Genomic DNA, 21,719 nt, shown 5'->3' on the forward strand with positions numbered 1-21,719 from the left:
CGCTGTCTACAGCCGCCGCCTTCCATCAGTCGTCTCCGCCCTTGGAGAGGTCGTCGTCCACCTCGGCGGCGGCCCACTCCAGCGCCTCGCGTTCGGCACGCTCGCGCTCGGCCTTGTCGATCTCGTCGATGGTGGCCTGGTCGATGCGGCGGTCGGCGATCTCGCGCAGGGCGAGCACGGTCGGCTTGTCGTGATCGGGATTGACTGCCGGCTCGGCACCCTTGGCGAGCTGGCGGGCGCGCTTGGTCGCCATGAGCACCAGTTCGAAGCGGTTGTCGACTACCTGCAGGCAGTCTTCGACGGTAATGCGGGCCATCTGAAATCCTTAGAGAATAAAGCGACTTATCACCTGTCAGTGTAGCCAGCGGCCGCTTTGCTGGCAATGCAGCAAGACGTATGATGCGCAGTTCACGCAGTCTGCAGCTCTGTCCCCGGAAACTAGGGGGCCTGTACATAATAAAAAACCAGACAGTACAATATTGTACTCCCTCTAGCCCCCAGGACTGTCGCCACCGATGCCGTCCGCCTTCCGCTCACTCCTCCCACGCAGCCTGCCCCTGGTGGCACTGGTCCTGTTGGCCGGCTGCACGATCGCCAAGCCACGCACCGACGATCCCTACGAGAAGTTCAACCGGAAGGTCTACGCCTTCAACGACTCGGTGGACAAGGCCGTGGTCCGGCCGGTCGCGGTGGGTTACCGCAAGGTGACCAACCCCACCATCCGCCGCTGCGTGAGCGACTTCTTCACCAACATCCATATGCCGATCACGGTGGCCAATGACCTGCTGCAGGCTCGTCCCTGGCAGGCCATCCAGGGCAGCGGCCGCTTCCTGGTGAACCTGACCCTGGGCATCGGCGGCTTCTTCGACCCGGCCAGCCAGCTCGGCATCCCGCTCAACGAAACCGACTTCGGCATCACCCTGGCGCACTGGGGCGTGCCGGAAGGCGGCTACCTGATGCTGCCCCTGATGGGTCCATCGACGGTCCGCGACGTGTGGCGCCTGCCGGTGGACGGCTATTTCTTCGACCCGCTGAGCTACTACGAGCGCAACAACCACTACGAGTTCGGCCAGCAATACATCCCGCAGGCGCTCTACCTGGTGACGCTGCGCTCGTCCGCGATCGATGCCGAGAGCTTCCTGGCCTCGGCCTACGACCCCTACGCCTTCATCCGCGACGCGTATCGCCAGCAACGCATCTACCAGATCTATGACGGCAATCCGCCCACCGACGTGATCGAGCAGATGCAGGGCCTGAAGGACAAGAACTTCGATCCCGACCAGCTGCTGGACGAACAGCAGAAGTGGGAGAACAAGCAGCCGGCGAAGCCGACCCAGAATCCAGCACCGAACTAATTGGATTCATGCATGAAAGAGGGGCCGCAAGGCCCCTTTTCATTACCGCAACACCACCGACGCTCAGGCCAACAGGCCTTCCACCTCGCAGACGCTGGCCAGCAGGTGCATGCCCTCGGGCATGTTGCGCACGGACAGCTTGCGTCCCTGCCGCGCCGACGCCGCCAGCACCGCCAGCACGCAGGCCAGGCCCGCGCTATCGGTGCGCGTCACGCCGGCGAGGTCGAGCGTATGGCGGCCATCGCGCGCCACCGCCGCCGTGAGGGCATCGAGCGCGGCGGCCGCGCTGGCGAACGTCAAGGCGCCGGACACGCGCACGCTGCCCGGCGTACCGTCATCGACCTGCACTGGCACGTGCCCGGAAGCCATCACTTGGTGGTATTCCCGCTGTCCTTTTCCATCGTCTCCAGCGCCTTCTCGCCCTGGGTCTCGAGGTTGGTGATCAGCTGGTCGATGCCGACCTTGCGGATCTCGGCGTCGACCTGGTTGCGGTAATTGGTGATGTAGGAAATGCCTTCGATGATCACGTCGTAGGCCTTCCAGTTGCCATCGCGATCCTTGCGGAACGCGTAGTCGACCGCCACGGTCTTGCCATCGTCCATCGTCACCTGGGTACGCACGATGGTGCGCTTGTCGTTGAGGTCGCCGTTGAACGGCAGCACCTTCACGCGACCACGGGTGTAGTCGAGCAGGCCCTCGGCGTAACGATGGGTGATCGAGTTGTAGAACGCCTTGGCGAAACGGGAGCGCTGTTCCGGGCTGGCTTCGCGGGCATGCTGGCCCAGCACCAGGATCGACGCGTAGTCGATGTCGAAGTGCGGCAGGAACACGCTGTCGATCACGCCGATCAGCTTTTCATGATTGTTCTTCAGCTCCGCCTGGTGGCCCTCGATGGCCTTGGAGAGCTGGTCGGAAATCGCCTGCACCACCTGGGGCGGCGTCTGCTGGGCGCCCGCGGTCGCCGCGGCATCCTGGGCGAATGCGGGCACGGCGATCACGCTACCGAAAGCGACGGCGGTGGCAAGAGCCAGACTGCGCAACATGGGGAAACTCCTGAACGGGATCTTGGGGGAATATCGGTACGCAATGCGCCGGTTCAATGCTTGTCGCCGGCGCCAGCCTTGCCGTTGTCGGCGTCCTTCTTGGCATCGGTGGACGAACCACTAACCAGGAATTTGCCGATAAGGTCCTCGATCTGCATCGCCGACTGGGTCAGCACCATCTCGTCGCCGTTTTTCAGCATGTCGGGCGAACCGCCGGGCTGGATGGCAACGTACTGGGTGCCGATCAAACCACTGGTGAACACGGCGGCGGCCGAGTCATCCGGGATCTGGCTGTACTTCTTGTCGATGGCCAGGGTCACTTCCGCATCGAGCTTGACCGGGTCGGCCTGGATCGACTGCACGCTGCCGATCGCCACGCCGGCCATCTTGACCGGGGCCCCGACCGAAAGCGCGCCGATATTGCTGAAGCGCGCCTTGACCAGGTAGCTGCCGGACAGGTTGTCCGCCACGCCGCCGGCACCGAAGAACTTGCCGAGCATCTCCTCCAGCTGCTGCGCCGGACGGGTGAGCGCCAGCGTGCCGCCAGCGGCCACGGGGTTCTTCGAATGGCCGTACTGGACACCCACGTACTGGTCGCCCAGCAGGCCGCTGGTGAAGATGGTGGCGACCGAGTCGTCGGGAATCTGGTTGTAGCGCTGGTCGATGGACAGCTTCACATCGGCCGTCTCCTTGCCCGGATCGAGCACGATCGACTGCACCTGGCCGATGCGCACGCCGGCCACCTTCACCGGCGCACGCTCCTTGAGCTGGCCGATATTGGCGAAGTGGGCCTCGACGGTGTAGCTGGGGCCACGACTGGTGTTGGCCACCGAGGTGGTCTGGGTGGCGAGATAGCCGAGCGCGGCGAAGCCGAGCACGATGAACAGGCCGGTGCCGACGGCATAGGATTGTCTCTGGCTCACGGCACGATCCTCAATGAAAGGTGGGTTGATACGGTCATGGCGCTCACATCAAGAACGCGGTGAGCACGAAATCGAGCGCCAGGATGGCGATCGACGAAGCGACCACGGTACGGGTGGTGGCATACGCCACGCCCTCGCTGGTCGGCGGCGTGGTGTAGCCCTGGAACACGGCGATGAGCGACACCACGGTGCCGAACACCACGCTCTTCCACAGCACGCCGTTGATCACGTCCTTCACCAGCTCGACGCTGGCGGTCATGTTCGACCAGAACGTGCCGTTGTCGATGCCCAGCCAGCTCACGCCGACCAGGTGGCCGCCGAAGATGCCCAGCGCGCAGAACACGCAGCACAGCAGCGGCATGGCGATCACACCCGCCAGGAAACGGGGCACGGCCACATAGGCGATCGGGTCCACCGCCATCATCTCCATCGCGGCGATCTGGTCGGTGGCGCGCATCAGGCCGATCTCGGCGGTAATCGAGGTGCCCGCGCGGCCGGCAAACAGCAACGCCGTCACTACCGGACCCAACTCGCGGTAGATCGCGATCGCCACCACCGTGCCGGTGGCCGAGGTGCCACCGAAAATCGACAGCACGTCATACAGCTGCAGCCCCAGCACCATGCCCACGAACAGGCCACAGACCATGATGATGATCAGGCTCATCGCGCCGACGAACCACAGCTGGCGCACCGTCTCGCGCACATGGCGCAGGCTGCGCGGGATGGCCGCGAGAATGCGCAGCAGGAACAGCGCACAATCGCCGATCTGCGCCAGCGAGCGCAGCACGATATTGTCTCGACGCATCGGCACGCTCATGGATTACCCCGCGGAAAACCGAGCGAGGCCGCATAGTCGCCCGCCGGATACTGGAACGGCACCGGGCCGTCGGCCTCGCCACCGAAGAACTGCCGCGTCCACGGCGAGCCGTCATTGGCAATCGTCTTGGGATCGCCCTGCGCCACCACCTTGCCATTGGCAATGAGGTAGATGTGGTCGGCCACCCGCTTGATCGCCTCCAACTCGTGGGCCACCAGCACGCTAGTGATGCCCAGCGTCTGGTTGAGCGTGCGGATCAGCTTGAGCACCTGGTTCAACGCGATCGGATCGAGGCCGACGAACGGCTCGTCATAAAGAATCAGCATCGGGTCGAACACGATGGCGCGGGCCAGCGCCACGCGGCGCGCCATGCCGCCCGACAGCTCGGCGGGCAGCAGCGCGGCGGCGCCACGCAAGCCCACCGCCTGCAGCTTGGTCAGCACGATGTTGCGGATCAGCACTTCCGGCAGCTTGGTGTGCTGGCGCAGCGGAAACGCCACATTCTCGAACACATCGAAATCGGTGAGCAGGGCGGAATTCTGGAACAGGTAACCGATGCGCTCGCGCAGCTCGAACAGCTTTTCGCGCGATAGCGACGACACGTTCTGGCCATCGACCACGATCTCGCCCGCGTCGCCGCGCATCTGGCCGGTGATGTGTTTCAGCAAGGTGGTCTTGCCGGTACCGCTGGGCCCCATGATCGCGGTGATCTTGCCGCGCGGGATATCCATGTCCAGCGCATCGAACACTTTCTTGCCATTGAGCACCGTGGTCAGGCCACGGACGCGCACCAGGGTGCTGTCTTCAGGCTTGGCGCTGACGGAGTCGGTCATGGGCGAGGCTGCGCTGGGGAAAGCGGGCACGTTAGCGGAATACGGCGGTGAAGGCCATGCACCGGGCCAGGCGGCACTCAGGAATGGCTAACAAAACAGCATCTTGCGGACGGGCCGGCGGATCAGGACATGGCGACGCCACCCCACCCTGCCGGCATCAGGCCAACAGCTCGGCAATCAGCGTCTCATGACGCTGCCACTGCAGGCTGCTGCGCTGGCGCACCGCGCGCACGATGGCCTGCAGGTCGCCAAGAGCCACGTCGAAGTCGTCGTTGACGATGATGTAGTCGAACTCGTGCGCGTGGGCGATTTCCTCGCGCGAATTGTGCAGGCGGCGGGCGATCACCTCGGCGCTGTCCAAGCCGCGCCCGCGCAGGCGGCGCTCCAGCTCGGTACGCGACGGCGGCAGGATGAACACGCTCACGCAATCGGGTTTGCTCTTGCGGATCTGCCGCGCGCCCTGCCAGTCGATTTCCAGCAGCACATCGCGGCCCTGCCCCAACAGCTCGTCCACGGTGGTGCGCGACGTGCCATAGAGATTGCCATGCACTTCGGCATGCTCGAGGAAGACGCCATCGGCAATCTCGCGCTCGAACGCCTGGCGCTCGACGAAATAGTAATGCCGCCCATACTGCTCGCCCGGACGCGGCGGCCGCGTGGTATGCGAGATCGACAGCGAGATCGTGGGCTCGCGTTCCAGCAGCGCGTTGACCAGGGTGGACTTGCCCGCGCCCGAGGGTGCGGCCACCACGAACAAGGTGCCTTCGGCAGTGACTGGCGTCATCGCGTTCATTCGATGTTCTGCACCTGCTCGCGCATCTGCTCGATCAGCACCTTCAGCTCCACCGCGGCATTGGTGCTACGCGCGTCGACGGCCTTGGAGCCGAGCGTATTGGCCTCGCGGTTGAACTCCTGCATGAGGAAATCCAGGCGACGCCCGACCGGCTCCTGCATGCCCAGCACGCGGCGCGTTTCGGCGATATGCGTGCTCAGGCGGTCGAGTTCCTCATCCACGTCGCTGCGGGTGATCTGCAGCACCAGTTCCTGCTCCAACCGGCCCGGATCGGCGGGCTGCTTGATGTCGGCCAGGCGCGATTCCAGCCGCGCGCGCAAGCCTTCGCGAATCTGCGGCATGAAGCTGCGCACGTCGGCCACGATGCGTTCGATGGCGTCCAGGCGATCCACCAGCAGCTCGCCCAGCTTGGCGCCCTCGCGTTCGCGGGTGGCGGTGAGCGCATCGAGCGCACGCTCCAGCGCTTCCAGCAAGGCGGCCTGCAGCACCTCGGGTTCCACTTCCGCCTGCTGCACCACGCCGGGGAAACGCAGCAGCTCGGTGAACTCGATGGCCATGCGCGGAAAGCGCGCTTCGAGATCCCGCGCCAGCTCCGACAGGCGGGCCAGCATGCCGGCATTGACCTGCAGCGCGTCGCCGCGCGATTCACCGCGCAGGCGCACGGTGACGTCCACCTTGCCGCGCGAGAGGCGGGCCGCGATGCGCTCGCGCAGGGCCGATTCGAACACGCGCAGCTCGTCGGGCAGGCGCGGACTCAGCTCGAGATAGCGGTGATTGACCGTGCGCAGTTCGCAGCTGAGCGTCCCGGCGGGGCCACTGGTCTCGGCGGAGGCATAAGCCGTCATGCTGCGGATCATCGAGGGCCTGCGGATGTCTGGAAAGGCGCAATGGTAAACTCTCCCGCCCTGCCTTGCCCAATTCCTAAGGCCACTCGCCCCATGAGCCCCCAAAGCCGCCCCAGTGGCCGCGCCAGCGACCAGCTGCGCACCGTCACCATCGAACGTCACTACACCCGTCACGCCGAAGGCTCGGTGCTGATCAGTTTTGGCGATACCCGGGTGCTGTGCACCGCCAGCATCGAAGACCGCGTGCCGCCGTGGCTGCGCGGCAAGGGTGAAGGCTGGATCACCGCCGAATACGGCATGCTGCCGCGCGCCACCAATACCCGCATGCAGCGCGAAGCCGCGCGCGGCGGCCAGGGTGGCCGCACCATGGAGATCCAGCGCCTGATCGGCCGCAGCCTGCGCGCCTGCGTGGATCGCCAGGCGCTGGGCGAGCGCGTCATCACGCTCGACTGCGACGTGATCCAGGCCGATGGCGGTACCCGCACCGCCGCCATCACTGGCGCCTATGTGGCGCTGGTCGACGCGGTGAGCCTGCTGATGAAGCGCGAGAACCTCCGTCGCAACCCGGTCGTCGGCGCCATCGCGGCAGTGTCGGTGGGCATCTACCAGGGCGTGCCGGTGCTCGACCTCGACTATGCCGAGGATTCCAACTGCGATACCGACATGAACGTGGTGATGAATGACGGCGGCGGTTTCATCGAGGTGCAAGGCACCGCCGAGGGCCATGCCTTCCGCCGCGATGAAATGGACGCCCTGCTCGGCCTGGCCGAAAAAGGCATCGGCGAACTGGTGGCCGCCCAGCGCGCGGCGCTGGAACTACCCTGAGTCCACACGGAATCCCTTGCATGTCGCGCATCGTCCTGGCCAGCAGCAATCCCGGCAAACTGACCGAATTCAACCAGCTGCTCGCCGACAGCGGGCGCAGCTTCGTGGCGCAGTCGGCATACGCGGTGGAAGACGTGGAGGAGACCGGCCTGAGCTTCGTGGAGAACGCCTTGCTCAAGGCTCGCCATGCGGCCCGGCTCAGCGGCCTGCCCGCGCTGGCCGACGACTCCGGGCTGTGCGTCGACCATCTGCACGGCGCGCCGGGCCTCTATTCGGCCCGCTACAGCGGCGGCCACGGCGACAGCGCGGCCAACAATGCCAAGCTGCTGCGCGAGCTGGATGGCGTGCCGACGGAACGGCGTGGCGCGTTCTTCATCTGCGTGCTGGTGCTGCTGCAACACGCCGATGACCCCGCGCCGCTGATCGCCGAGGGCCGCTGGCATGGCCGCGTGCTGACCGAGCAGCGTGGCACGCAAGGCTTCGGCTATGACCCGCTGTTCCTGCCCGACGGTGAAACGGTGAGCGCCGCCGAGCTGCCGCCGGGCCTGAAAAACCGCATCAGCCATCGCGGCCGGGCGCTGGCGCAATTGCGTCACCGCCTGGAAACGCCGCACCTGTGAACATGCCGCTGATCGCACCGCCGTTGTCGCTGTACGTCCACATGCCGTGGTGCGTGAAGAAGTGTCCCTATTGCGATTTCAACTCGCACGGGCTGCGTGGCGATCCGCCGCCGTACGCGGCCTATGTGGATGCGTTGCTGGCCGACCTCGATGCCGACCTGCGCGATTTCGGTGCGGCCGCCAGCGGGCGGCCGGTGCACAGCATTTTCTTCGGCGGCGGCACGCCCAGCCTGTTCGCGCCGGAACTGATCGATCGCTTCCTCGATGGCGTGCGCTCGCGCCTGCCCCTGGTCGAAGGCGCCGAGATCACCCTGGAGACCAACCCGGGCACGGTCGAGCATGGCCGTTTCGATGGCTATCTCGCTGCCGGCGTGAATCGCCTGTCGTTCGGCATCCAGAGCTTCGACGACGACAAGCTGCGCCGGCTGGGCCGCATCCACTCGGCCGGCGAGGCCGAGGCGGCGGTGAAGTCGGCCCAGGATGCCGGTTACGCCAACATCAACCTCGACCTGATGTACGCACTGCCGGAACAGGCGCTGGAAGGCGCGCTGGCCGACGTCGAGCGCGCCGTGGCGCTGCAACCCACGCATGTCTCGCATTACCAGCTGACCCTGGAACCCAACACGGCGTTCGCCGCCAATCCCCCGCCGCTGCCGGACGACGACCACGCCTGGGCCATGCAGGAAGCCTGCGAGCAGCGCCTGGCCGAGGCGGGCTACGCCCAGTACGAGGTGTCCGCCTATGCCCAAGCCGACCGGCGCTGCGTGCACAACCTCAATTACTGGCGCTTCGGCGACTACCTGGGCATCGGCGCCGGCGCCCATGGCAAGCTCAGCGATACGGCCACCGGCACGGTGCGACGCCGCTGGAAGACCCGCCATCCCAAGGCCTATCTGGCGGCGCCGGGCGGTCCGGAGCGCATCGGCGGTGATGCCCCGGTGGCCCCGGACGAACTGCCGTTCGAGTACATGCTCAATGCCCTGCGCCTGATCGACGGCGTGCCGATGGCCGACTTTACCCAGCGCACCGGCCTGCCCGACGAGCGCATCGCCACCGCGCTGGCGGCCGCCCGTCAGCGTGGATGGCTGGCCGAAAGCCCTAGCCTGCTGCGCACCACCCCACTGGGCCAGCGCTTTCTCAACGATGTGATCGCCGCATTCCTTGACTGAATCCGCCTTCCGGCCGATGGCGGCCACGCCCCGGCCCGCTTAGACTCTGCCCATCTCCGGGGGGAACTGACAGGGTCTGTCATGGATGTCGAACAGCAGGGTCGACGTCAGCCGTTTGCATCTGATCGGGACATCCGCCCCGACCATGCCGGCTGGCCGTCGCGCGCCCGGCGCCTGATCGAGGAAACCCACGCACTGTGCACCAGTTGGCTGGAGGCGCCGATGCGCCTATGCCTGGGCGATATCGAGCAGCGCTTCTATTCACTGGCCGAACGCTCGCGCAACCACCTGGAACAGCAGCAATACCTGCTCAGCCGCCAACTGCTGCTGCAGCAGCGCGGCAGCATCGAACGGCGCTTTATCGAAGGCGTGCGCCAGCACTTCAGCCGGCTCGGCTCCACGCCGGCAGTGGTGGAAGAAGCCGAGGCACCGAGGCGTCCGCTGGAATTGCTCGACCAGACCGAACACGAGCAAACGGTGGCGCTGGACAAGCTGGTGGCGCGCGGCGAGGCCCGCCACGGCACTCCGCTGTTCGAACTGGGCTACCGCTTCGCCGTGCTGGTGGGCCACCCGCCGCTCGAAGGCGCGGACCTGCCGCTGGGCCCGCAGGCGCTGGCCGTCTCGTTTCGCGATGCCAGCGATCCGCTGGAACTGCCGGTGGAACATCGCCTGTTGATGCTGCAGAGCTTCGACACCGCCGTAGTGCATTCGCTGGCCTCGCTGTACGAGACGGTCAACGAGCACCTGCGCAGCGACGGCATCCTGCCGCAGTTGCGCGCCTTCCCCACGCCACCGCGCGTGCAGCTGGAACGGCAGCCACGCGGCCCGGCGGCCGAAACCGCGCCGGCCAGCATGCGCCAGCCGACGACACCGGCCGCCGCCCCGATCGCGCCCGGCGCGGCGCGCAGCGACAGCATCGCGGTGCTCGACAGCCTGCGCGAAATGCTCGCGCAGCATCGTGCCGGCCAGGGTTCGCTGAGCTACCCCAGCGGCGCACGTGCCGCCACGCCGGAAGAACTGCAGCTGGCGCTCGATGCCCTGCAACTGCACGTCACCGACGTCGCCGACCAGGCCCAGCGTGAGCTGCGCAGCGCCAAGGCGTTGCGCGAGGAGTTGCTCACCCAGCTCAACACCGGCAAGCCGGCCGGCGCCGGACAGACGCACCTCACCGACGAACAGGGCGACACGGTGGAACTGGTCGCCATGCTGTTCGAACAGATCGGCGGGCAGCTCCAGCGCCACGGCAACGCCCATTCGCTGCTGGGCGACCTGCAACTGCCCCTGCTGCGCATGGCGGTGGCCGACCAGGGCTTTTTCAACCAGCGCGAACATCCCGCGCGCAAGCTGCTGGGCACGGTCGCCGAGGCGGCCAACGACTGGCTGGACGGACCCGATGGCGAGGCCGACCGTTCGCTCGCCGCCAAGCTCAACCAGCTGGTGGAACGCGCCCGCCGCGAACCACCCAGCACCGGCCTCTACACCAGCCTGCTGGCGGATATCGAACATCACCTGGGCCTGCTCAATCGCAAGGCGCAGATCGCCGAGCGGCGCCAGGTGGAAGCCATGCAGGGCCGCGAGCGCCTGGAGCAGGCACGCCACCGCGCGGCGGAACTGATGGCCGAACGCTTCGAGCGCTGCCATCCGCGCGGCCTGCTGCGCACCCTGCTGGAACGCGCCTGGTCCGACGTGCTCGCGCTCACCCTGCTGCGCCATGGCGAAGACAGCGAGGCCTTTGCCTCGCGGTTGCGCATCACCGACCAGCTGCTCGGCCAGCTGCCGGTCAACGATCGCAGCCTGCTGCTGGCCGAAGTGGAAGCGGGCCTGCAGCAGATCGGCATGCACGTGGAGGAATCCGTCCAGGTGGCGCAACGGCTGCTGGGCATCCCCGCCAGTGCGCCGGCCGCCAGCGACTCGGCCACGGTGACCGAGCTGGCGCTCAAGCTCAAACAGCATCAGCGGCTGGGCGAACACGCCACCGCCGACGCGCCCGCGCCCGAACCGCCGCGCCCGCCCGCCCCTCCGCTGGAACCACCGGAGCAACGCATCCATCATCGCCTGCGCCAGCTGCCGTTCGGCACCTGGTTCGAGTTCATCGAGCCGGCCAGCGGGCGCGTCACCCAGCGCAAGCTGGCCTGGTATTCGCCGGTCTCCGGCAACAGCCTGTTCGTCACCCGTCGCGGCCTGCGCAGCGAGGAAATAACGCTGGAGCAGCTCGCCCACGAAATGGCCCGCGGCCGCGTGCGCGAGATGCCGCCCGCACGCGACAATTTGCTCGATCGCGCGTGGCAGGCCCTGACCAGCCACTTGCGGCAAGCGACCCGGCCGCACCCGGCGGCCTGGCAGGGCGGAGCGTGATCGACGTGGGCGAGAACATCACCTCCATCGACCAGCGCCGCGCGCTGCGCAAGCGCGCCAACTTCACCGCCGTGGTCACCGACGTCATCAGCGGCCAGCCCATCGGCCACCTGGGCAACCTGTCGTCCAACGGCATGCTGCTGATCAGCGCCCATCCGCCGCGCAGCGAAGCGATCTACCAGGTCCGCCTGGCCCTGCCCGGCCTGGGCAGCTCACCGCAGACCATCGAGGTGGGCATCCAGGAACAATGGCATGAGGCGGCGGCCAGCCCGGGGCAGGTATGGGCGGGCTATCGCATCGTGGCCATCGCGGATGCGGATGCAGCGATGCTGGACGCCTGGCTGGAACAGCCGGGACAGGGCTAGCCCAGCGCAGAACGCCTGACGGTCACCGCTGGCACCGGTGCTCCCGCCGCGCCATCATGCGCACTCCCCCGGCTACCCACTCCAAGGTGTCGCCGCCACCCGCCCGCCAAGCGCTTGCGCCGCAGGCCCAGTCAGGAGTTGTCATGCACGATCGTCTCGCCCCGCTCTATTCCCAGCATCTGGCCACGCTGCGCGAGCGTGCCGACAAGGCGCTTGCGCTGGGCGGGTTCGATCATCTGGTGATCGCCGCGGGCACGCCGTTGCGCAAGTTTCTCGATGATCAGGATTACCCGTTCGTCGCCAATCCACACTTCCGCCACTGGCTGCCGCTGACCGACACGCCAGGCAGCTGGATCGTCCATACGCCCGGCCACAAGCCCAAGCTGATCTTCCTGCAGCCGCAGGATTACTGGCACGTGGTGCCGGCGGCGCCGAACGGCTACTGGGTGGAGCACTTCGACATCGAGATCGTGCGCAACGCCAACGATGCCGTCTCCCTGCTGCCGGGCGAACACACGCGCCGCGCCATCATCGGCCCCGAATGCCCGAGCGTGCCGGGTGCGCAGGCCAACAATCCGCAGCCGGTGCTGGATTACCTGCACTGGCATCGCTCGTACAAGACCTCTTACGAGCTGGAACTGATGCGTGAAGCCAGCCGCATCGGCGCCCGCGCGCACCGGGCGGCCGAGCAGGCGTTCCGCGCGGGCGAGAGCGAGTTCGGCATCCATATGGCTTACCTCGCCGCGGCCCGGCAGATCGACGCCGAGCTGCCCTACGCCAGCATCGTCGGCCTCAACGAGCACGGCGCGGTGCTGCACTACACCCACTTCGACCGCACGGCGCCGGCACAGAGCCGCTCGTTCCTGATCGACGCGGGCGCCAGCGCCGCCGGTTACGCCAGCGACATCACGCGCAGCTACGCCGCCTATGGCCATAGCGAGTTCCAGGCGCTGATCGACAGCGTCGATGCCGCCCAGCAGGCTTTCGTGGCCAAGGTACGCGCGGGCCAGAGCTATGCGGAGTTGCACATCCACGCCCACCATGTGCTGGCCAACGTGCTGCGCGAGCACGGCATCATCCGCATGAATCCCGAAAGCGCGGTGGCATCCGGCGTCACCTCGGCGTTCTTCCCGCATGGCCTGGGTCATCCGATCGGCCTGCAGGTGCATGATGTCGCCGGCTTCCAGCAGACCGAACATGGCGGCACCATCGCCCGCCCGCAGGGCCACCCGTACCTGCGCATGACCCGCGTGTTGGAGCCGGGCATGGTGGTGACGATCGAGCCGGGCCTGTATTTCATCGACATGCTGCTGGACGAGCTGCGCGACAAGCCAGCCGCCAACGACATCGACTGGGCCAAGGTGGATTTCTTCCGCTCCTACGGTGGCATCCGCATCGAGGACGATGTGGTGTGCACGAATGGCGTGCCGGAAAACCTCACCCGCGACGCATTCGCCCTGATCTGACGCGACGGGGGCACTCGCCCCTCCCCATCGTGGCCCGCCCGGCGCAACCGGACGGGCCGCTCCTGACACGCCCTACACGAATGCCCGGCATCTACGCCACGCATTTTCAGCGGCTGCGGCTATCCACCGCTGCGTCAACCATCCGCACGACAACTTCACACAGGTTGCGTATGCTCGCCCCAGGTACAGCAAGGGGCTTCTCGCATGTCCATGCAGACCGCCGGCTCGGTAGCCTCCGATACGGTCCAAAGAGACGCGCCACGCCGTCCGCTGCGGCGACTGGCGGGTGAACTGATGCTGTTGGTGCTCGCCAAGATCGTGCTGCTTACGCTGATCTGGTGGGTGGCGATGGCGCCCTACGCACGTCCGGATACCCGTCCCGCCGCGATCGAGCATCTGCTCGCACCGGCTTCCGCTTCCTCCACCTCGCACGCAGACAGCCCATGATCATCGACTCCGATGTCGTTACGCTCTCCCGCATGCAGTTCGCGCTGACCGCGCTCTATCACTTCCTGTTTGTACCGCTCACGCTGGGTCTGGTGTGGATGCTCGCCATCATGGAGAGCGTCTATGTCATGACCGGGCGCGAAGTCTGGAAGCGCATGGTGCAGTTCTGGGGCGTGCTGTTCGGCATCAACTTCGCCATGGGCGTCGCCACCGGCGTCACCATGGAGTTCCAGTTCGGCATGAACTGGGCCTACTACGCTCACTACGTGGGCGACGTGTTCGGCACGCCGCTGGCCATCGAAGGGCTGATGGCGTTCTTCCTCGAAGGCACCCTGGTCGGCCTGTTCTTCATGGGCTGGAATCGCGTCTCGCGCGTGGGGCACCTGCTGGTGACCTGGTTCCTCGCACTGGCCACCAGCCTGTCCGCGCTGTGGATCCTGGTGGCCAACGGCTGGATGCAGAATCCGGTCGGCTCGGCGTTCAACGCCGAGACGATGCGCATGGAAGTCACCTCCTTCAGCGAAGTGTTCTTCAACCCGGTGGCGCAGGCCAAGTTCGTGCATACGGTAAGCGCCGGCTATGTGCTCGGCTCGATGTTCGTGCTGTCGATCAGCGCCTGGTACCTGCTGCGCGGGCGCAACGTGGATTTCGCCAAGCGCTCGATGACGGTGGCCGCCAGCTTCGGTCTCGCGGCCGCGCTGTCGGTGGTGGTGCTGGGCGACGAGTCGGGCTACGCCGTCTCGGAAAACCAGAAGATGAAGATGGCCGCGATCGAGGCCATGTGGGAGACCGAGCCGGCGCCCGCCTCGTTCACCCTGTTCGGCATCCCCGACGTGGAGAACAAGACCACGCACTATGCGCTGCGCATTCCGTGGGTGATGGGCCTGATCGGCACGCGCTCGATCGACAAGCCGATCCCGGGCATCGCCAACCTGGTGGAGGACGCCAAGAGCAAGATCGGCACCGGCATCCAGGCCTATGACGCCATGCTGGTGCTGCGCGAGGACCGCAACAACGCGCAGGCCAAGGCGATCCTGGCCGCGCATGACAAGGACTTGGGCTACGCGCTGCTGCTCAAGCGCTTCATCGAAGACCCCCGCCAGGCCACGCCGGCGGACATCCAGAAAGCCGCCGACAGCACCATCCCGAATGTGCCGGTGCTGTTCTGGTCGTTCCGCCTCATGGTGGCCTGCGGCTTCTATTTCATCGCGCTGTTCGCCTTCTCGTTCTGGAAGGCCAGCAAGCGCCAGCTGGACAAGCATCGCTGGTATCTGAAGCTTGCGCTGTGGAGCCTGCCGCTGCCGTGGCTCGCCGCGGAGCTGGGCTGGATCGTGGCCGAGTACGGTCGCCAGCCATGGGCCATCGAAGGCGTGCTGCCGACGGCGCTGGGCGTGTCCAGCGTGACGGCCGGCCAGGTGTGGACTTCGCTGGGCGGTTTCGTGTTGTTCTACAGCGTGCTGGCGGTCATCGATGCGGTGCTGATGGTGAAGTACGCCCGCAAGGGCCCGGACGGGCTGGGCCTGTGGCCCGCAAGCTCGCCTTCACCCACCCCCGCCACGCTGGCTGCCAAGGCCTGAGGAGAACGCCATGTTCGACTATGAAACCCTGCGCGTGATCTGGTGGGCCCTGCTCGGCATCCTGCTCATCGGCTTCGCCGTGATGGACGGTTTCGACTTCGGCATCGCCGCGCTGCTGCGCGTGCTGGGCCGCACCGACGACGAGCGCCTGGTAATGCTGGAAACCATCGAGCCCACCTGGGAGGGCAACCAGGTGTGGTTCATCCTGGGTGGCGGCGCCGCCTTTGCCGCGTGGCCGGCGCTGTATGCCGTGTCGTTCTCCGGCATGTACCTGGCGATCTTCCTGGTGCTGCTGGCCTTCATCCTGCGACCCGTGGGCTTCAACTTCCGCAGCAAAATCCACGATGCACGCTGGCGCAGCCTGTGGGACTGGGTGCTCACCGCGTCCGGCGTGGTGGTGATGCTGATTTCCGGCGTGGCCTTCGGCAACCTGTTCCTTGGCGTGCCGTTCCAGTTCGATGGCAACCTGCGCATGACCTGGCATGGCAGCTTCTTCGAACTGCTGCACCCGTTCGCCCTGGTGGCCGGTCTTGTCTCACTGACCATGCTGCTGTCCCATGGCGCCTGCTGGGCGGCCTACAAGGCCGACCAGGTGATCGCCACGCGCGCCGTGCGCGTGGCGCGCTGGACTACCCTGGCCTATGTGGTGTTCTACGTGCTGGCTGGTATCTGGCTGGCGTACGGCGTGCCGGGCTACGCCATCGTCGGCCCGGTGGTGACCGGTGGCGTATCCAACCCGCTGTACAAGGAAGTGGCGCACGGCAGCAGCTGGTTCGCCAGCTACATGCAGTACCCGTGGTTCTGGCTGGCGCCGGTGCTGGGCCTGCTGGGCGCCATCGGTGTGCAGCTGACCGTGGCAAGGAAAGGGCTGGGCGGCTTCCTGTGCAGCAGCCTGATGGTGGTCGGCACCATCCTGTCGGCGGGCTTCGCGCTGTTCCCGTTCCTGCTGCCGTCCAGCATCGATCCGCGCTCTAGCCTCACCGTGTGGGATGCCTCATCCAGCAAGGGCACGCTGGCGCTGATGCTGGGCGCCACGGCGGTGTTCATGCCGATCATCATCATCTACACCAGCTGGGTGTTCCGCGTGTTGCGCGGACGCGTGACGCTGGAACACGTGCGCCAGTCCGGCCACAGCTACTGAGAGAGGAACGACGCCATGTGGTATTTCTCCTGGATCCTCGGCCTCGGCCTGGCCTGTGCGTTCGGCATCCTCAATGCGATGTGGTACGAGGTGCATGCTACCGATGAGGCGCTTGAGCGCAGCGAACCGAAGCCGCCGGGCGAAGCACGCTGATGCGATCCGTGGTCCCGGCCCGCGCCGGGATCACGGGCTTGGGTTCAACGCGCGCGCAGTAGCGCCTCGATCTCCTCGGCATCCTTCGGCACACCATCGGTAAGCACTTCATTGCCGTCCTTGGTGATGGCCACGTCGTCCTCGATGCGAATGCCGATGCCGCGCCAGCGTTCCGCCACGCCGGCATCGCCGGGCGGCACGTAGATGCCCGGCTCCACCGTCACCACCATGCCCGGCTCGAGCAGGCGCGGTTCGCCATCCACCCGATAGTCGCCCACGTCGTGCACGTCCAGGCCCAGCCAATGGCCGGTCTTGGCGGGAAAGAAACGCTTGTAGCCGCCATCGGCGATGGCATCGTCGGCGCTGCCCTTGAGCAGGCCCAGCGCGCACAGGCCTTCGGCGATCACGCGCACGGCGGCCTCGTGCGCGGCACTGAAGGTGCGCCCCGGCAGCACTTCGTCGATCGCCGCCAGCTGGGCGGCATGCACCACTTCGTACAGCGCACGCTGCTCGCGGCTGTAGCGACCGTTGATGGGAAACGTGCGGGTGATGTCGGACGCATAGCAGTCCACTTCCGCGCCGGCATCCACCAGCAGCAGGTCGCCATCGCGCAGCACGGCGCGATTGGCCGTGTAGTGCATCACACAGGCATGGGCGCCGCCGGCCACGATGGGCGGAAACGCCGGCACCGCGCCGCGGCTGCGCATGACGCGCAGGATCTCGGCTTCCACTTCGTATTCATGCCGGCCGGCCACGGCAGCATGCATGGCCGCCCGATGGGCTTCGGCCGCCACGGCAGCCGAGGCGCGCATCAGCTTCAACTCGCCACGCGACTTGTACAAGCGCAGGTCATGCAGCAGATGGCCTAGCGCCACCAGGTCTTTGGGCACCACACCGCCGCCGCGCAGCTGACGCAGCCGGCGCATCCAGCCCAGCAAACGCGCGTCGAATTCCGGCTCGCGGCCGAAATGGCAGTAGACGCGTGCCCTGCCCTCGATCATGCCGGGCAGGATGTCGTCGATATCGTCGATGGGAAACGCATCGTCCATGCCGTATTCGCTGACGGCGCGATCGGTGCCGATGGATTCGCCGTGCCAGCGCTCGTGCTCCTCGTCGCGCTCGCGGCAGAACAGCACGGCTTCGCCATGCTTGCGGCCCGGCAACAGGGCCAGCACGGCATCGGGCTCGGGAAAACCCGAAAGATAATGCAGGTCCGAATCCTGCCGGTACGGCCAGTTGGCGTCCGCGTTGCGCACCCGCTCGGGCGCGGCGGCAATCAGCATCACCGCGTCTTCGCCAGCCATGCGCATCAGCTGGCGGCGGCGACGCGCATATTCCTCGGCCGAAATGCTCAATGCACGGTATCGCTGTTGGGTTTGTTGCGGCCGGCGCATTCGGCGAACAGCAGCATGGCGCCCATGCGCACGAACTCATGGACTTCGATCAGCGCGTCCTCGTCCTCGCCCTCGTCGCCAAAATCGAACGCGGAGGAAGCGATGGTGGCCAGGTCGCGCAGGATTTCCTGCGCCTCGTCCGACAACTGGCCGTGCGCCTCGGCGCCCGCCAGCCCGAAGCCGCCCAGGAAGCCGCGGCACCAGTCGACCAGCGACTCGGCACGCTCCGGCAAGGGACGGTCATCCGCCGGCAACAGCGGCTCGAAGCCCAGCTCCGGGTCGTCCAGCTCGGCCTGGCTCTGTTTGACCAGGCGGTCGAGCACGGCCTGGGTCGGCGCGGAGGGCGTGGCCGCCTCGGCGTCCAGGTGCAGCGTTTCGATCAACGACTGCTTGCCGAAGTGACCGCCACCGGCCAGGAAGCCGCACAGCGAGCCATGCAGTTCGCTGGCCTGGACACCCAGCTGCAGGCGGGCGATGGCGTCGTCCAGTTCGTCGTAGCCGATCAGCTCGCTCGGTGTCATGGCATTACTCCTTCAAGGCAAGCCGCCAGTTTAATGCAGCGCCCCCGAGCCTGCTGTTTTCATTGGCCCTCCTGCTATAGTTTCGACCCATGAGCGCGCCCGAATCCATCAAGCCTGATCCCGTCAAGCTAGAGCTAGCAGCCCTGGGCGAGCAGCTCGATCGGCTGCTCGACATCGTGCGCCGGCTTACCGAGGAAAACCGCAGCCTGCGGCATAGCCAGGAGCAGCTGGCGAACGAGCGGGCGGGCCTGATGGCGCGCAACGAACAGGCGCGCAGCCGCGTCGAAGCAATGATCCAGCGACTGAAGGCGCTTGAGAACAATGGCTGAGAGCAGCGTGAGCACCCCCGCCAACGAACCGGTTGCGCTGCGACTGGTCGACCGCGAATTCCTGATCGCCTGCGCACCGGAAGAGCGTGAAGGCCTGCTGGAATCGGCCGCCTACCTCGACCGCAAGATGCGCGAATTGCGTGCCAACGCCAAGGCGCCGGGCTTCGATCGGCTGGCCGTGCTGGCTGCCATCAGCGTCACGCACGAATTCCTTTCCCTGCGCAAGCAGCACACCGGTACTGATCAGGGCGTGACTGATGGTCTGGCCGCCCTGCGACGCAAGCTTGAAGCGGCCCTCGACGCCCACGTAAAATAGCCTCGGCGTTTTCTGCGGTGTGCGCCAGCACACTCTTACATTTGCCTTGTTCCTAAATACGGCCCCGGGTCGGCTTTTCATCGGTTGTTGTGCATGTCCGCCGCGTGCGGAAAGCCTTGAGACCATGTAGCTCTCCCACCTGATCCATCGTGGATCAAGGTCGTTCGGTGGGCAGCGGCATCGCGGTTAACGCCACCTCATTCCCTACCGTACGGCGCCGTCTGGCGCCGTACGGCCCCGGGCCGCTCGCCGCAACGTCCGCGGGCTCGCTTTGCAGGAGATGCGAACGTGGACGCTACCGCCCAGCGACGCGAACTACGCCAGCAACTGGCCGAACGCCGCCGTGCGCTTACCCCGGCGCAGCGCATCGGTGCCGCCCAGGGTCTGCGACGCAGCCTGGAACAACTCCCCGAGTACCTCACCGACGCCCGCGTGGCCGGCTATTGGGCCTGCGACGGCGAGCTGCCGCTCAACCTGGTCATCCCCCCCCTGGCCGCGCGCGGCCAGCAGTTTCTGCTGCCGGTGATCGGACCCGGGCAGCGGCTGCGCTTTGCCCCGTGGCAGGCCGGCCAGGATGTGCAGCCCAACCGCTACGGCATTCCCGAGCCGGTGGAACCCCAAGAGCTGCTGGAACCATTCCAGCTTGACCTGGTGTTGGTGCCACTGCTGGCGTTCGACCGCAACGGCAACCGGTTGGGTACCGGCGGCGGCTATTACGACCGCAGCTTCGCCTTCCTGCGGGAACAGGCACGCCCCACCGAGCCGCTGCTGGTGGGCATAGCCTATGCGTTCCAGGAGCTGCCGCAGATCGATGCGCAAACCTGGGACGTACCGCTCGACTACATCGCCACCGAGCACGAACTGATCGACTGCCACGCCTCCGGCGAGGATGGAGAGGCCCACACATGACGGCGCACACCCAATATTGGCTGATGAAGTCCGAGCCGGACGCCTTCTCCATCGATGACTTGAAGCGCAAGGGCCAGGAAGCCTGGGACGGCGTGCGCAACTATCAGGCGCGCAACTTCATGCGCGACGGCATGCGCGTGGGCGACAAGATTTTCTTCTATCACTCCAACTGCGCCGAGCCGGGCATCGTCGGCATTGCCGAAGTGGCCACCGACGCCTATCCCGACCCCAGCCAGTTCGACCCCAAGAGCAAGTACTTCGACCCGGCCAGCTCGCGCGACAACCCGCGCTGGGCACTGGTGGACGTGAAGTTCGTGAAGAAGCTCAAGCGCACCATTCCACTCAAGGAGCTGCAGGCAGAGCCGGCGCTGGCCGAGATGGCGCTGGTGCGCAAGGGCAATCGGCTCTCGGTGATGCCGGTGGGCGCGGCCGAATGGCGTCATATCCTGGCGATGGAATAACTCTTTCCCCTTACCGGAACGCACGACATGAGCAACGTCAACGAGAAACGCCAGGCCGGCGAAGCCGCCATCCGCTATGTCGAGGACGGCGCCATCGTCGGCGTCGGCACCGGCTCCACGGTCGCCTATTTCATCGATGCCTTGGCCGACCTGAAGGACCGTATCCAGGGTGCAGTGTCCAGCTCGGAACAATCCACCGCGCACCTCAAGCGCCTGGGCATTCCGGTGCTGGATCTCAACGCCACCGGGCCGCTCTCGCTCTATGTGGACGGCGCGGACGAGTGCGATCCGCACAAGCGCCTGATCAAGGGCGGCGGCGCCGCGCTCACCCGCGAGAAGATCGTGGCCGAGGCCAGCGCAAAGTTTGTCTGCATCATCGACTCGAGCAAGCAGGTGAACCTGCTGGGCAAGTTCCCGCTGCCGATCGAAGTGATCCCGATGGCGCGCAGCCTGATCGGCCGCGAGATCGTCAAGCGCGGCGGCCAGCCGGTGTGGCGCGATGGCGTGGTCACCGACAACGGCAACTGGATCATCGACGTGCATGGCTGGCAGATCGTCGACCCGGTAGCACTGGAGAGCGACCTCAACCAGATTCCGGGCATTGTCACCGTAGGCCTGTTTGCACGCCGCCCGGCCGATGTGGTGCTGGTGGGCGACAAGGTGATTTGAGCACGCCTTGCTCGCCCGCCCTCCTTCACGGGGGAGAAGCCAGAAAACGAAACGCCTCCTGGTTTCCCGGGAGGCGTTTTTGTTCGAACCGATCAAGCGCAAGGCCATGTCGTGGGGCTGGGCCATCGAGTCGACCCGCGCACTACGAGCCATGTTTGCTCCAAATTAATCGATTGGACATGGTTCGCCCAGCATTCCAGACCAAAAACAAAAGCCCGCCATATAGGCGGGCTTTGTGTTTTTGGCTGGAAGACCAGCCCACCAAGGCGTCATATCAAGCCATTGATTCAGAAGAAAATCATGAGGAAAACTCGGATGAAAGTTGTCCCAAGAAATGCGTTCCTGATCTTACGCTACATTAACGCCTAAAACAGGCTGCACCCACTATCGCGC

At 66.2% G+C, this 21,719-nt stretch carries 26 protein-coding genes and 1 other RNA gene; 17 read left to right on the top strand and 10 right to left on the bottom strand.

The window, feature by feature from the left end; translation table 11 throughout:
• Positions 1 to 25: 25 nt before the first annotated feature.
• Positions 26 to 316, bottom strand: coding sequence for a DNA-directed RNA polymerase subunit omega (gene rpoZ / locus MJ606_RS03235; protein WP_114238931.1), 291 nt, complete (start codon positions 314 to 316; stop codon positions 26 to 28).
• A gap of 199 nt (positions 317 to 515) precedes the next feature.
• On the opposite strand from rpoZ, the gene MJ606_RS03240 reads away from it, so the two are divergent.
• Positions 516 to 1,355, top strand: a complete 840-nt coding sequence (locus MJ606_RS03240; RefSeq protein WP_243047968.1) for a VacJ family lipoprotein — start codon at positions 516 to 518, stop codon at positions 1,353 to 1,355.
• Positions 1,356 to 1,418: 63 nt separating this feature from the next.
• Here MJ606_RS03240 and MJ606_RS03245 read toward each other — a convergent pair whose 3' ends face one another.
• The 7 genes from MJ606_RS03245 to MJ606_RS03275 all read right to left on the bottom strand — a co-directional run bounded on the left by MJ606_RS03245 (position 1,419) and on the right by MJ606_RS03275 (position 6,621).
• The gene (locus MJ606_RS03245; protein WP_243047969.1) at positions 1,419 to 1,709 is read right to left on the bottom strand and encodes an STAS domain-containing protein; all 291 of its coding nucleotides are present in this window, start codon (positions 1,707 to 1,709) and stop codon (positions 1,419 to 1,421) included.
• 14 nt (positions 1,710 to 1,723) lie between these two features.
• Positions 1,724 to 2,398, bottom strand: a complete 675-nt coding sequence (locus MJ606_RS03250; protein WP_243047970.1) for an ABC transporter substrate-binding protein — start codon at positions 2,396 to 2,398, stop codon at positions 1,724 to 1,726.
• A gap of 53 nt (positions 2,399 to 2,451) precedes the next feature.
• On the bottom strand, positions 2,452 to 3,321 hold the full coding sequence (gene mlaD / locus MJ606_RS03255; RefSeq protein WP_243047971.1) for an outer membrane lipid asymmetry maintenance protein MlaD: 870 nt from the start codon (positions 3,319 to 3,321) through the stop codon (positions 2,452 to 2,454).
• 43 nt (positions 3,322 to 3,364) lie between these two features.
• Positions 3,365 to 4,138 (bottom strand): lipid asymmetry maintenance ABC transporter permease subunit MlaE, encoded by a 774-nt coding sequence (gene mlaE / locus MJ606_RS03260; protein ID WP_243047972.1) that lies wholly within the window; start codon positions 4,136 to 4,138, stop codon positions 3,365 to 3,367.
• Positions 4,135 to 4,971 (bottom strand): ATP-binding cassette domain-containing protein, encoded by an 837-nt coding sequence (locus MJ606_RS03265; protein ID WP_243047973.1) that lies wholly within the window; start codon positions 4,969 to 4,971, stop codon positions 4,135 to 4,137. The genes mlaE and MJ606_RS03265 overlap by 4 nt, the downstream gene beginning before the upstream one ends.
• Positions 4,972 to 5,128: 157 nt before the next feature.
• On the bottom strand, positions 5,129 to 5,764 hold the full coding sequence (gene gmk / locus MJ606_RS03270; protein ID WP_243047974.1) for a guanylate kinase: 636 nt from the start codon (positions 5,762 to 5,764) through the stop codon (positions 5,129 to 5,131).
• The gene (locus MJ606_RS03275) at positions 5,761 to 6,621 is read right to left on the bottom strand and encodes a YicC/YloC family endoribonuclease (protein WP_243047975.1); all 861 of its coding nucleotides are present in this window, start codon (positions 6,619 to 6,621) and stop codon (positions 5,761 to 5,763) included. Before MJ606_RS03275 ends, gmk begins: the two co-directional genes overlap by 4 nt.
• 81 nt (positions 6,622 to 6,702) lie before the next feature.
• Here MJ606_RS03275 and rph point away from each other — a divergent pair, with 81 nt between their 5' ends.
• From rph to cydX, 10 genes are all read left to right on the top strand, one after another.
• Positions 6,703 to 7,434: a ribonuclease PH gene (rph, locus tag MJ606_RS03280; RefSeq protein ID WP_243047976.1), complete on the top strand. Its 732-nt coding sequence runs from the start codon at positions 6,703 to 6,705 to the stop codon at positions 7,432 to 7,434.
• Between the two features lie 20 nt (positions 7,435 to 7,454).
• Positions 7,455 to 8,054, top strand: a complete 600-nt coding sequence (gene rdgB / locus MJ606_RS03285) for an RdgB/HAM1 family non-canonical purine NTP pyrophosphatase (RefSeq protein ID WP_243047977.1) — start codon at positions 7,455 to 7,457, stop codon at positions 8,052 to 8,054.
• Between the two features lie 2 nt (positions 8,055 to 8,056).
• Positions 8,057 to 9,223, top strand: coding sequence for a radical SAM family heme chaperone HemW (gene hemW / locus MJ606_RS03290; protein WP_243048576.1), 1,167 nt, complete (start codon positions 8,057 to 8,059; stop codon positions 9,221 to 9,223).
• Positions 9,224 to 9,304: 81 nt separating this feature from the next.
• Positions 9,305 to 11,578, top strand: a complete 2,274-nt coding sequence (locus tag MJ606_RS03295) for a DUF1631 family protein (protein WP_243047978.1) — start codon at positions 9,305 to 9,307, stop codon at positions 11,576 to 11,578.
• Between the two features lie 5 nt (positions 11,579 to 11,583).
• The gene (locus tag MJ606_RS03300; protein ID WP_243048577.1) at positions 11,584 to 11,943 is read left to right on the top strand and encodes a PilZ domain-containing protein; all 360 of its coding nucleotides are present in this window, start codon (positions 11,584 to 11,586) and stop codon (positions 11,941 to 11,943) included.
• Between the two features lie 143 nt (positions 11,944 to 12,086).
• Entirely contained in the window at positions 12,087 to 13,409 is a 1,323-nt protein-coding gene (gene pepQ, locus MJ606_RS03305) for a Xaa-Pro dipeptidase (protein WP_243047979.1), read from the top strand.
• Between the two features lie 204 nt (positions 13,410 to 13,613).
• Positions 13,614 to 13,856 (top strand): cytochrome oxidase putative small subunit CydP, encoded by a 243-nt coding sequence (gene cydP, locus MJ606_RS03310; protein ID WP_243047980.1) that lies wholly within the window; start codon positions 13,614 to 13,616, stop codon positions 13,854 to 13,856.
• Positions 13,856 to 15,433: a cytochrome ubiquinol oxidase subunit I gene (locus MJ606_RS03315; protein WP_243048578.1), complete on the top strand. Its 1,578-nt coding sequence runs from the start codon at positions 13,856 to 13,858 to the stop codon at positions 15,431 to 15,433. Before cydP ends, MJ606_RS03315 begins: the two co-directional genes overlap by 1 nt.
• A 10-nt stretch (positions 15,434 to 15,443) precedes the next feature.
• A complete protein-coding gene (gene cydB, locus MJ606_RS03320) occupies positions 15,444 to 16,574 on the top strand; it encodes a cytochrome d ubiquinol oxidase subunit II (RefSeq protein ID WP_243047981.1) in 1,131 nt (376 codons plus the stop codon).
• A 15-nt stretch (positions 16,575 to 16,589) separates the two neighbouring features.
• Complete coding sequence (gene cydX, locus MJ606_RS03325) at positions 16,590 to 16,727, top strand: cytochrome bd-I oxidase subunit CydX (RefSeq protein ID WP_243047982.1); 138 nt, start codon at positions 16,590 to 16,592, stop codon at positions 16,725 to 16,727.
• A 44-nt stretch (positions 16,728 to 16,771) separates the two neighbouring features.
• On the opposite strand, the gene MJ606_RS03330 is transcribed toward cydX, so the two are convergent.
• Positions 16,772 to 18,121, bottom strand: coding sequence for an aminopeptidase P N-terminal domain-containing protein (locus MJ606_RS03330; RefSeq protein ID WP_243047983.1), 1,350 nt, complete (start codon positions 18,119 to 18,121; stop codon positions 16,772 to 16,774).
• Positions 18,079 to 18,642 carry a UPF0149 family protein gene (locus MJ606_RS03335; protein WP_243047984.1) on the bottom strand — a complete coding sequence of 188 codons (564 nt, stop codon included), beginning with the start codon at positions 18,640 to 18,642 and terminating at the stop codon, positions 18,079 to 18,081. The genes MJ606_RS03330 and MJ606_RS03335 overlap by 43 nt, the downstream gene beginning before the upstream one ends.
• A gap of 89 nt (positions 18,643 to 18,731) precedes the next feature.
• Between MJ606_RS03335 and MJ606_RS03340 the strand changes: the two genes are divergently transcribed.
• The 6 genes from MJ606_RS03340 to rpiA all read left to right on the top strand — a co-directional run bounded on the left by MJ606_RS03340 (position 18,732) and on the right by rpiA (position 21,326).
• The gene (locus MJ606_RS03340; RefSeq protein WP_243047985.1) at positions 18,732 to 18,971 is read left to right on the top strand and encodes a TIGR02449 family protein; all 240 of its coding nucleotides are present in this window, start codon (positions 18,732 to 18,734) and stop codon (positions 18,969 to 18,971) included.
• Positions 18,964 to 19,287, top strand: a complete 324-nt coding sequence (locus MJ606_RS03345; protein ID WP_243047986.1) for a cell division protein ZapA — start codon at positions 18,964 to 18,966, stop codon at positions 19,285 to 19,287. The genes MJ606_RS03340 and MJ606_RS03345 overlap by 8 nt, the downstream gene beginning before the upstream one ends.
• Before the next feature lie 6 nt (positions 19,288 to 19,293).
• A non-coding RNA gene (ssrS, locus tag MJ606_RS03350) (6S RNA) lies at positions 19,294 to 19,480 on the top strand.
• A gap of 95 nt (positions 19,481 to 19,575) precedes the next feature.
• Positions 19,576 to 20,196, top strand: coding sequence for a 5-formyltetrahydrofolate cyclo-ligase (locus MJ606_RS03355; protein WP_243047987.1), 621 nt, complete (start codon positions 19,576 to 19,578; stop codon positions 20,194 to 20,196).
• Positions 20,193 to 20,657 (top strand): EVE domain-containing protein, encoded by a 465-nt coding sequence (locus MJ606_RS03360; RefSeq protein WP_243047988.1) that lies wholly within the window; start codon positions 20,193 to 20,195, stop codon positions 20,655 to 20,657. The genes MJ606_RS03355 and MJ606_RS03360 overlap by 4 nt, the downstream gene beginning before the upstream one ends.
• A 27-nt stretch (positions 20,658 to 20,684) precedes the next feature.
• Positions 20,685 to 21,326, top strand: a complete 642-nt coding sequence (gene rpiA / locus MJ606_RS03365) for a ribose-5-phosphate isomerase RpiA (protein WP_243047989.1) — start codon at positions 20,685 to 20,687, stop codon at positions 21,324 to 21,326.
• Positions 21,327 to 21,719: the final 393 nt, after the last annotated feature.

The sequence above is a fragment of the Dyella sp. RRB7 genome, assembly GCF_022761115.1.
Classification (GTDB): domain Bacteria; phylum Pseudomonadota; class Gammaproteobacteria; order Xanthomonadales; family Rhodanobacteraceae; genus Dyella.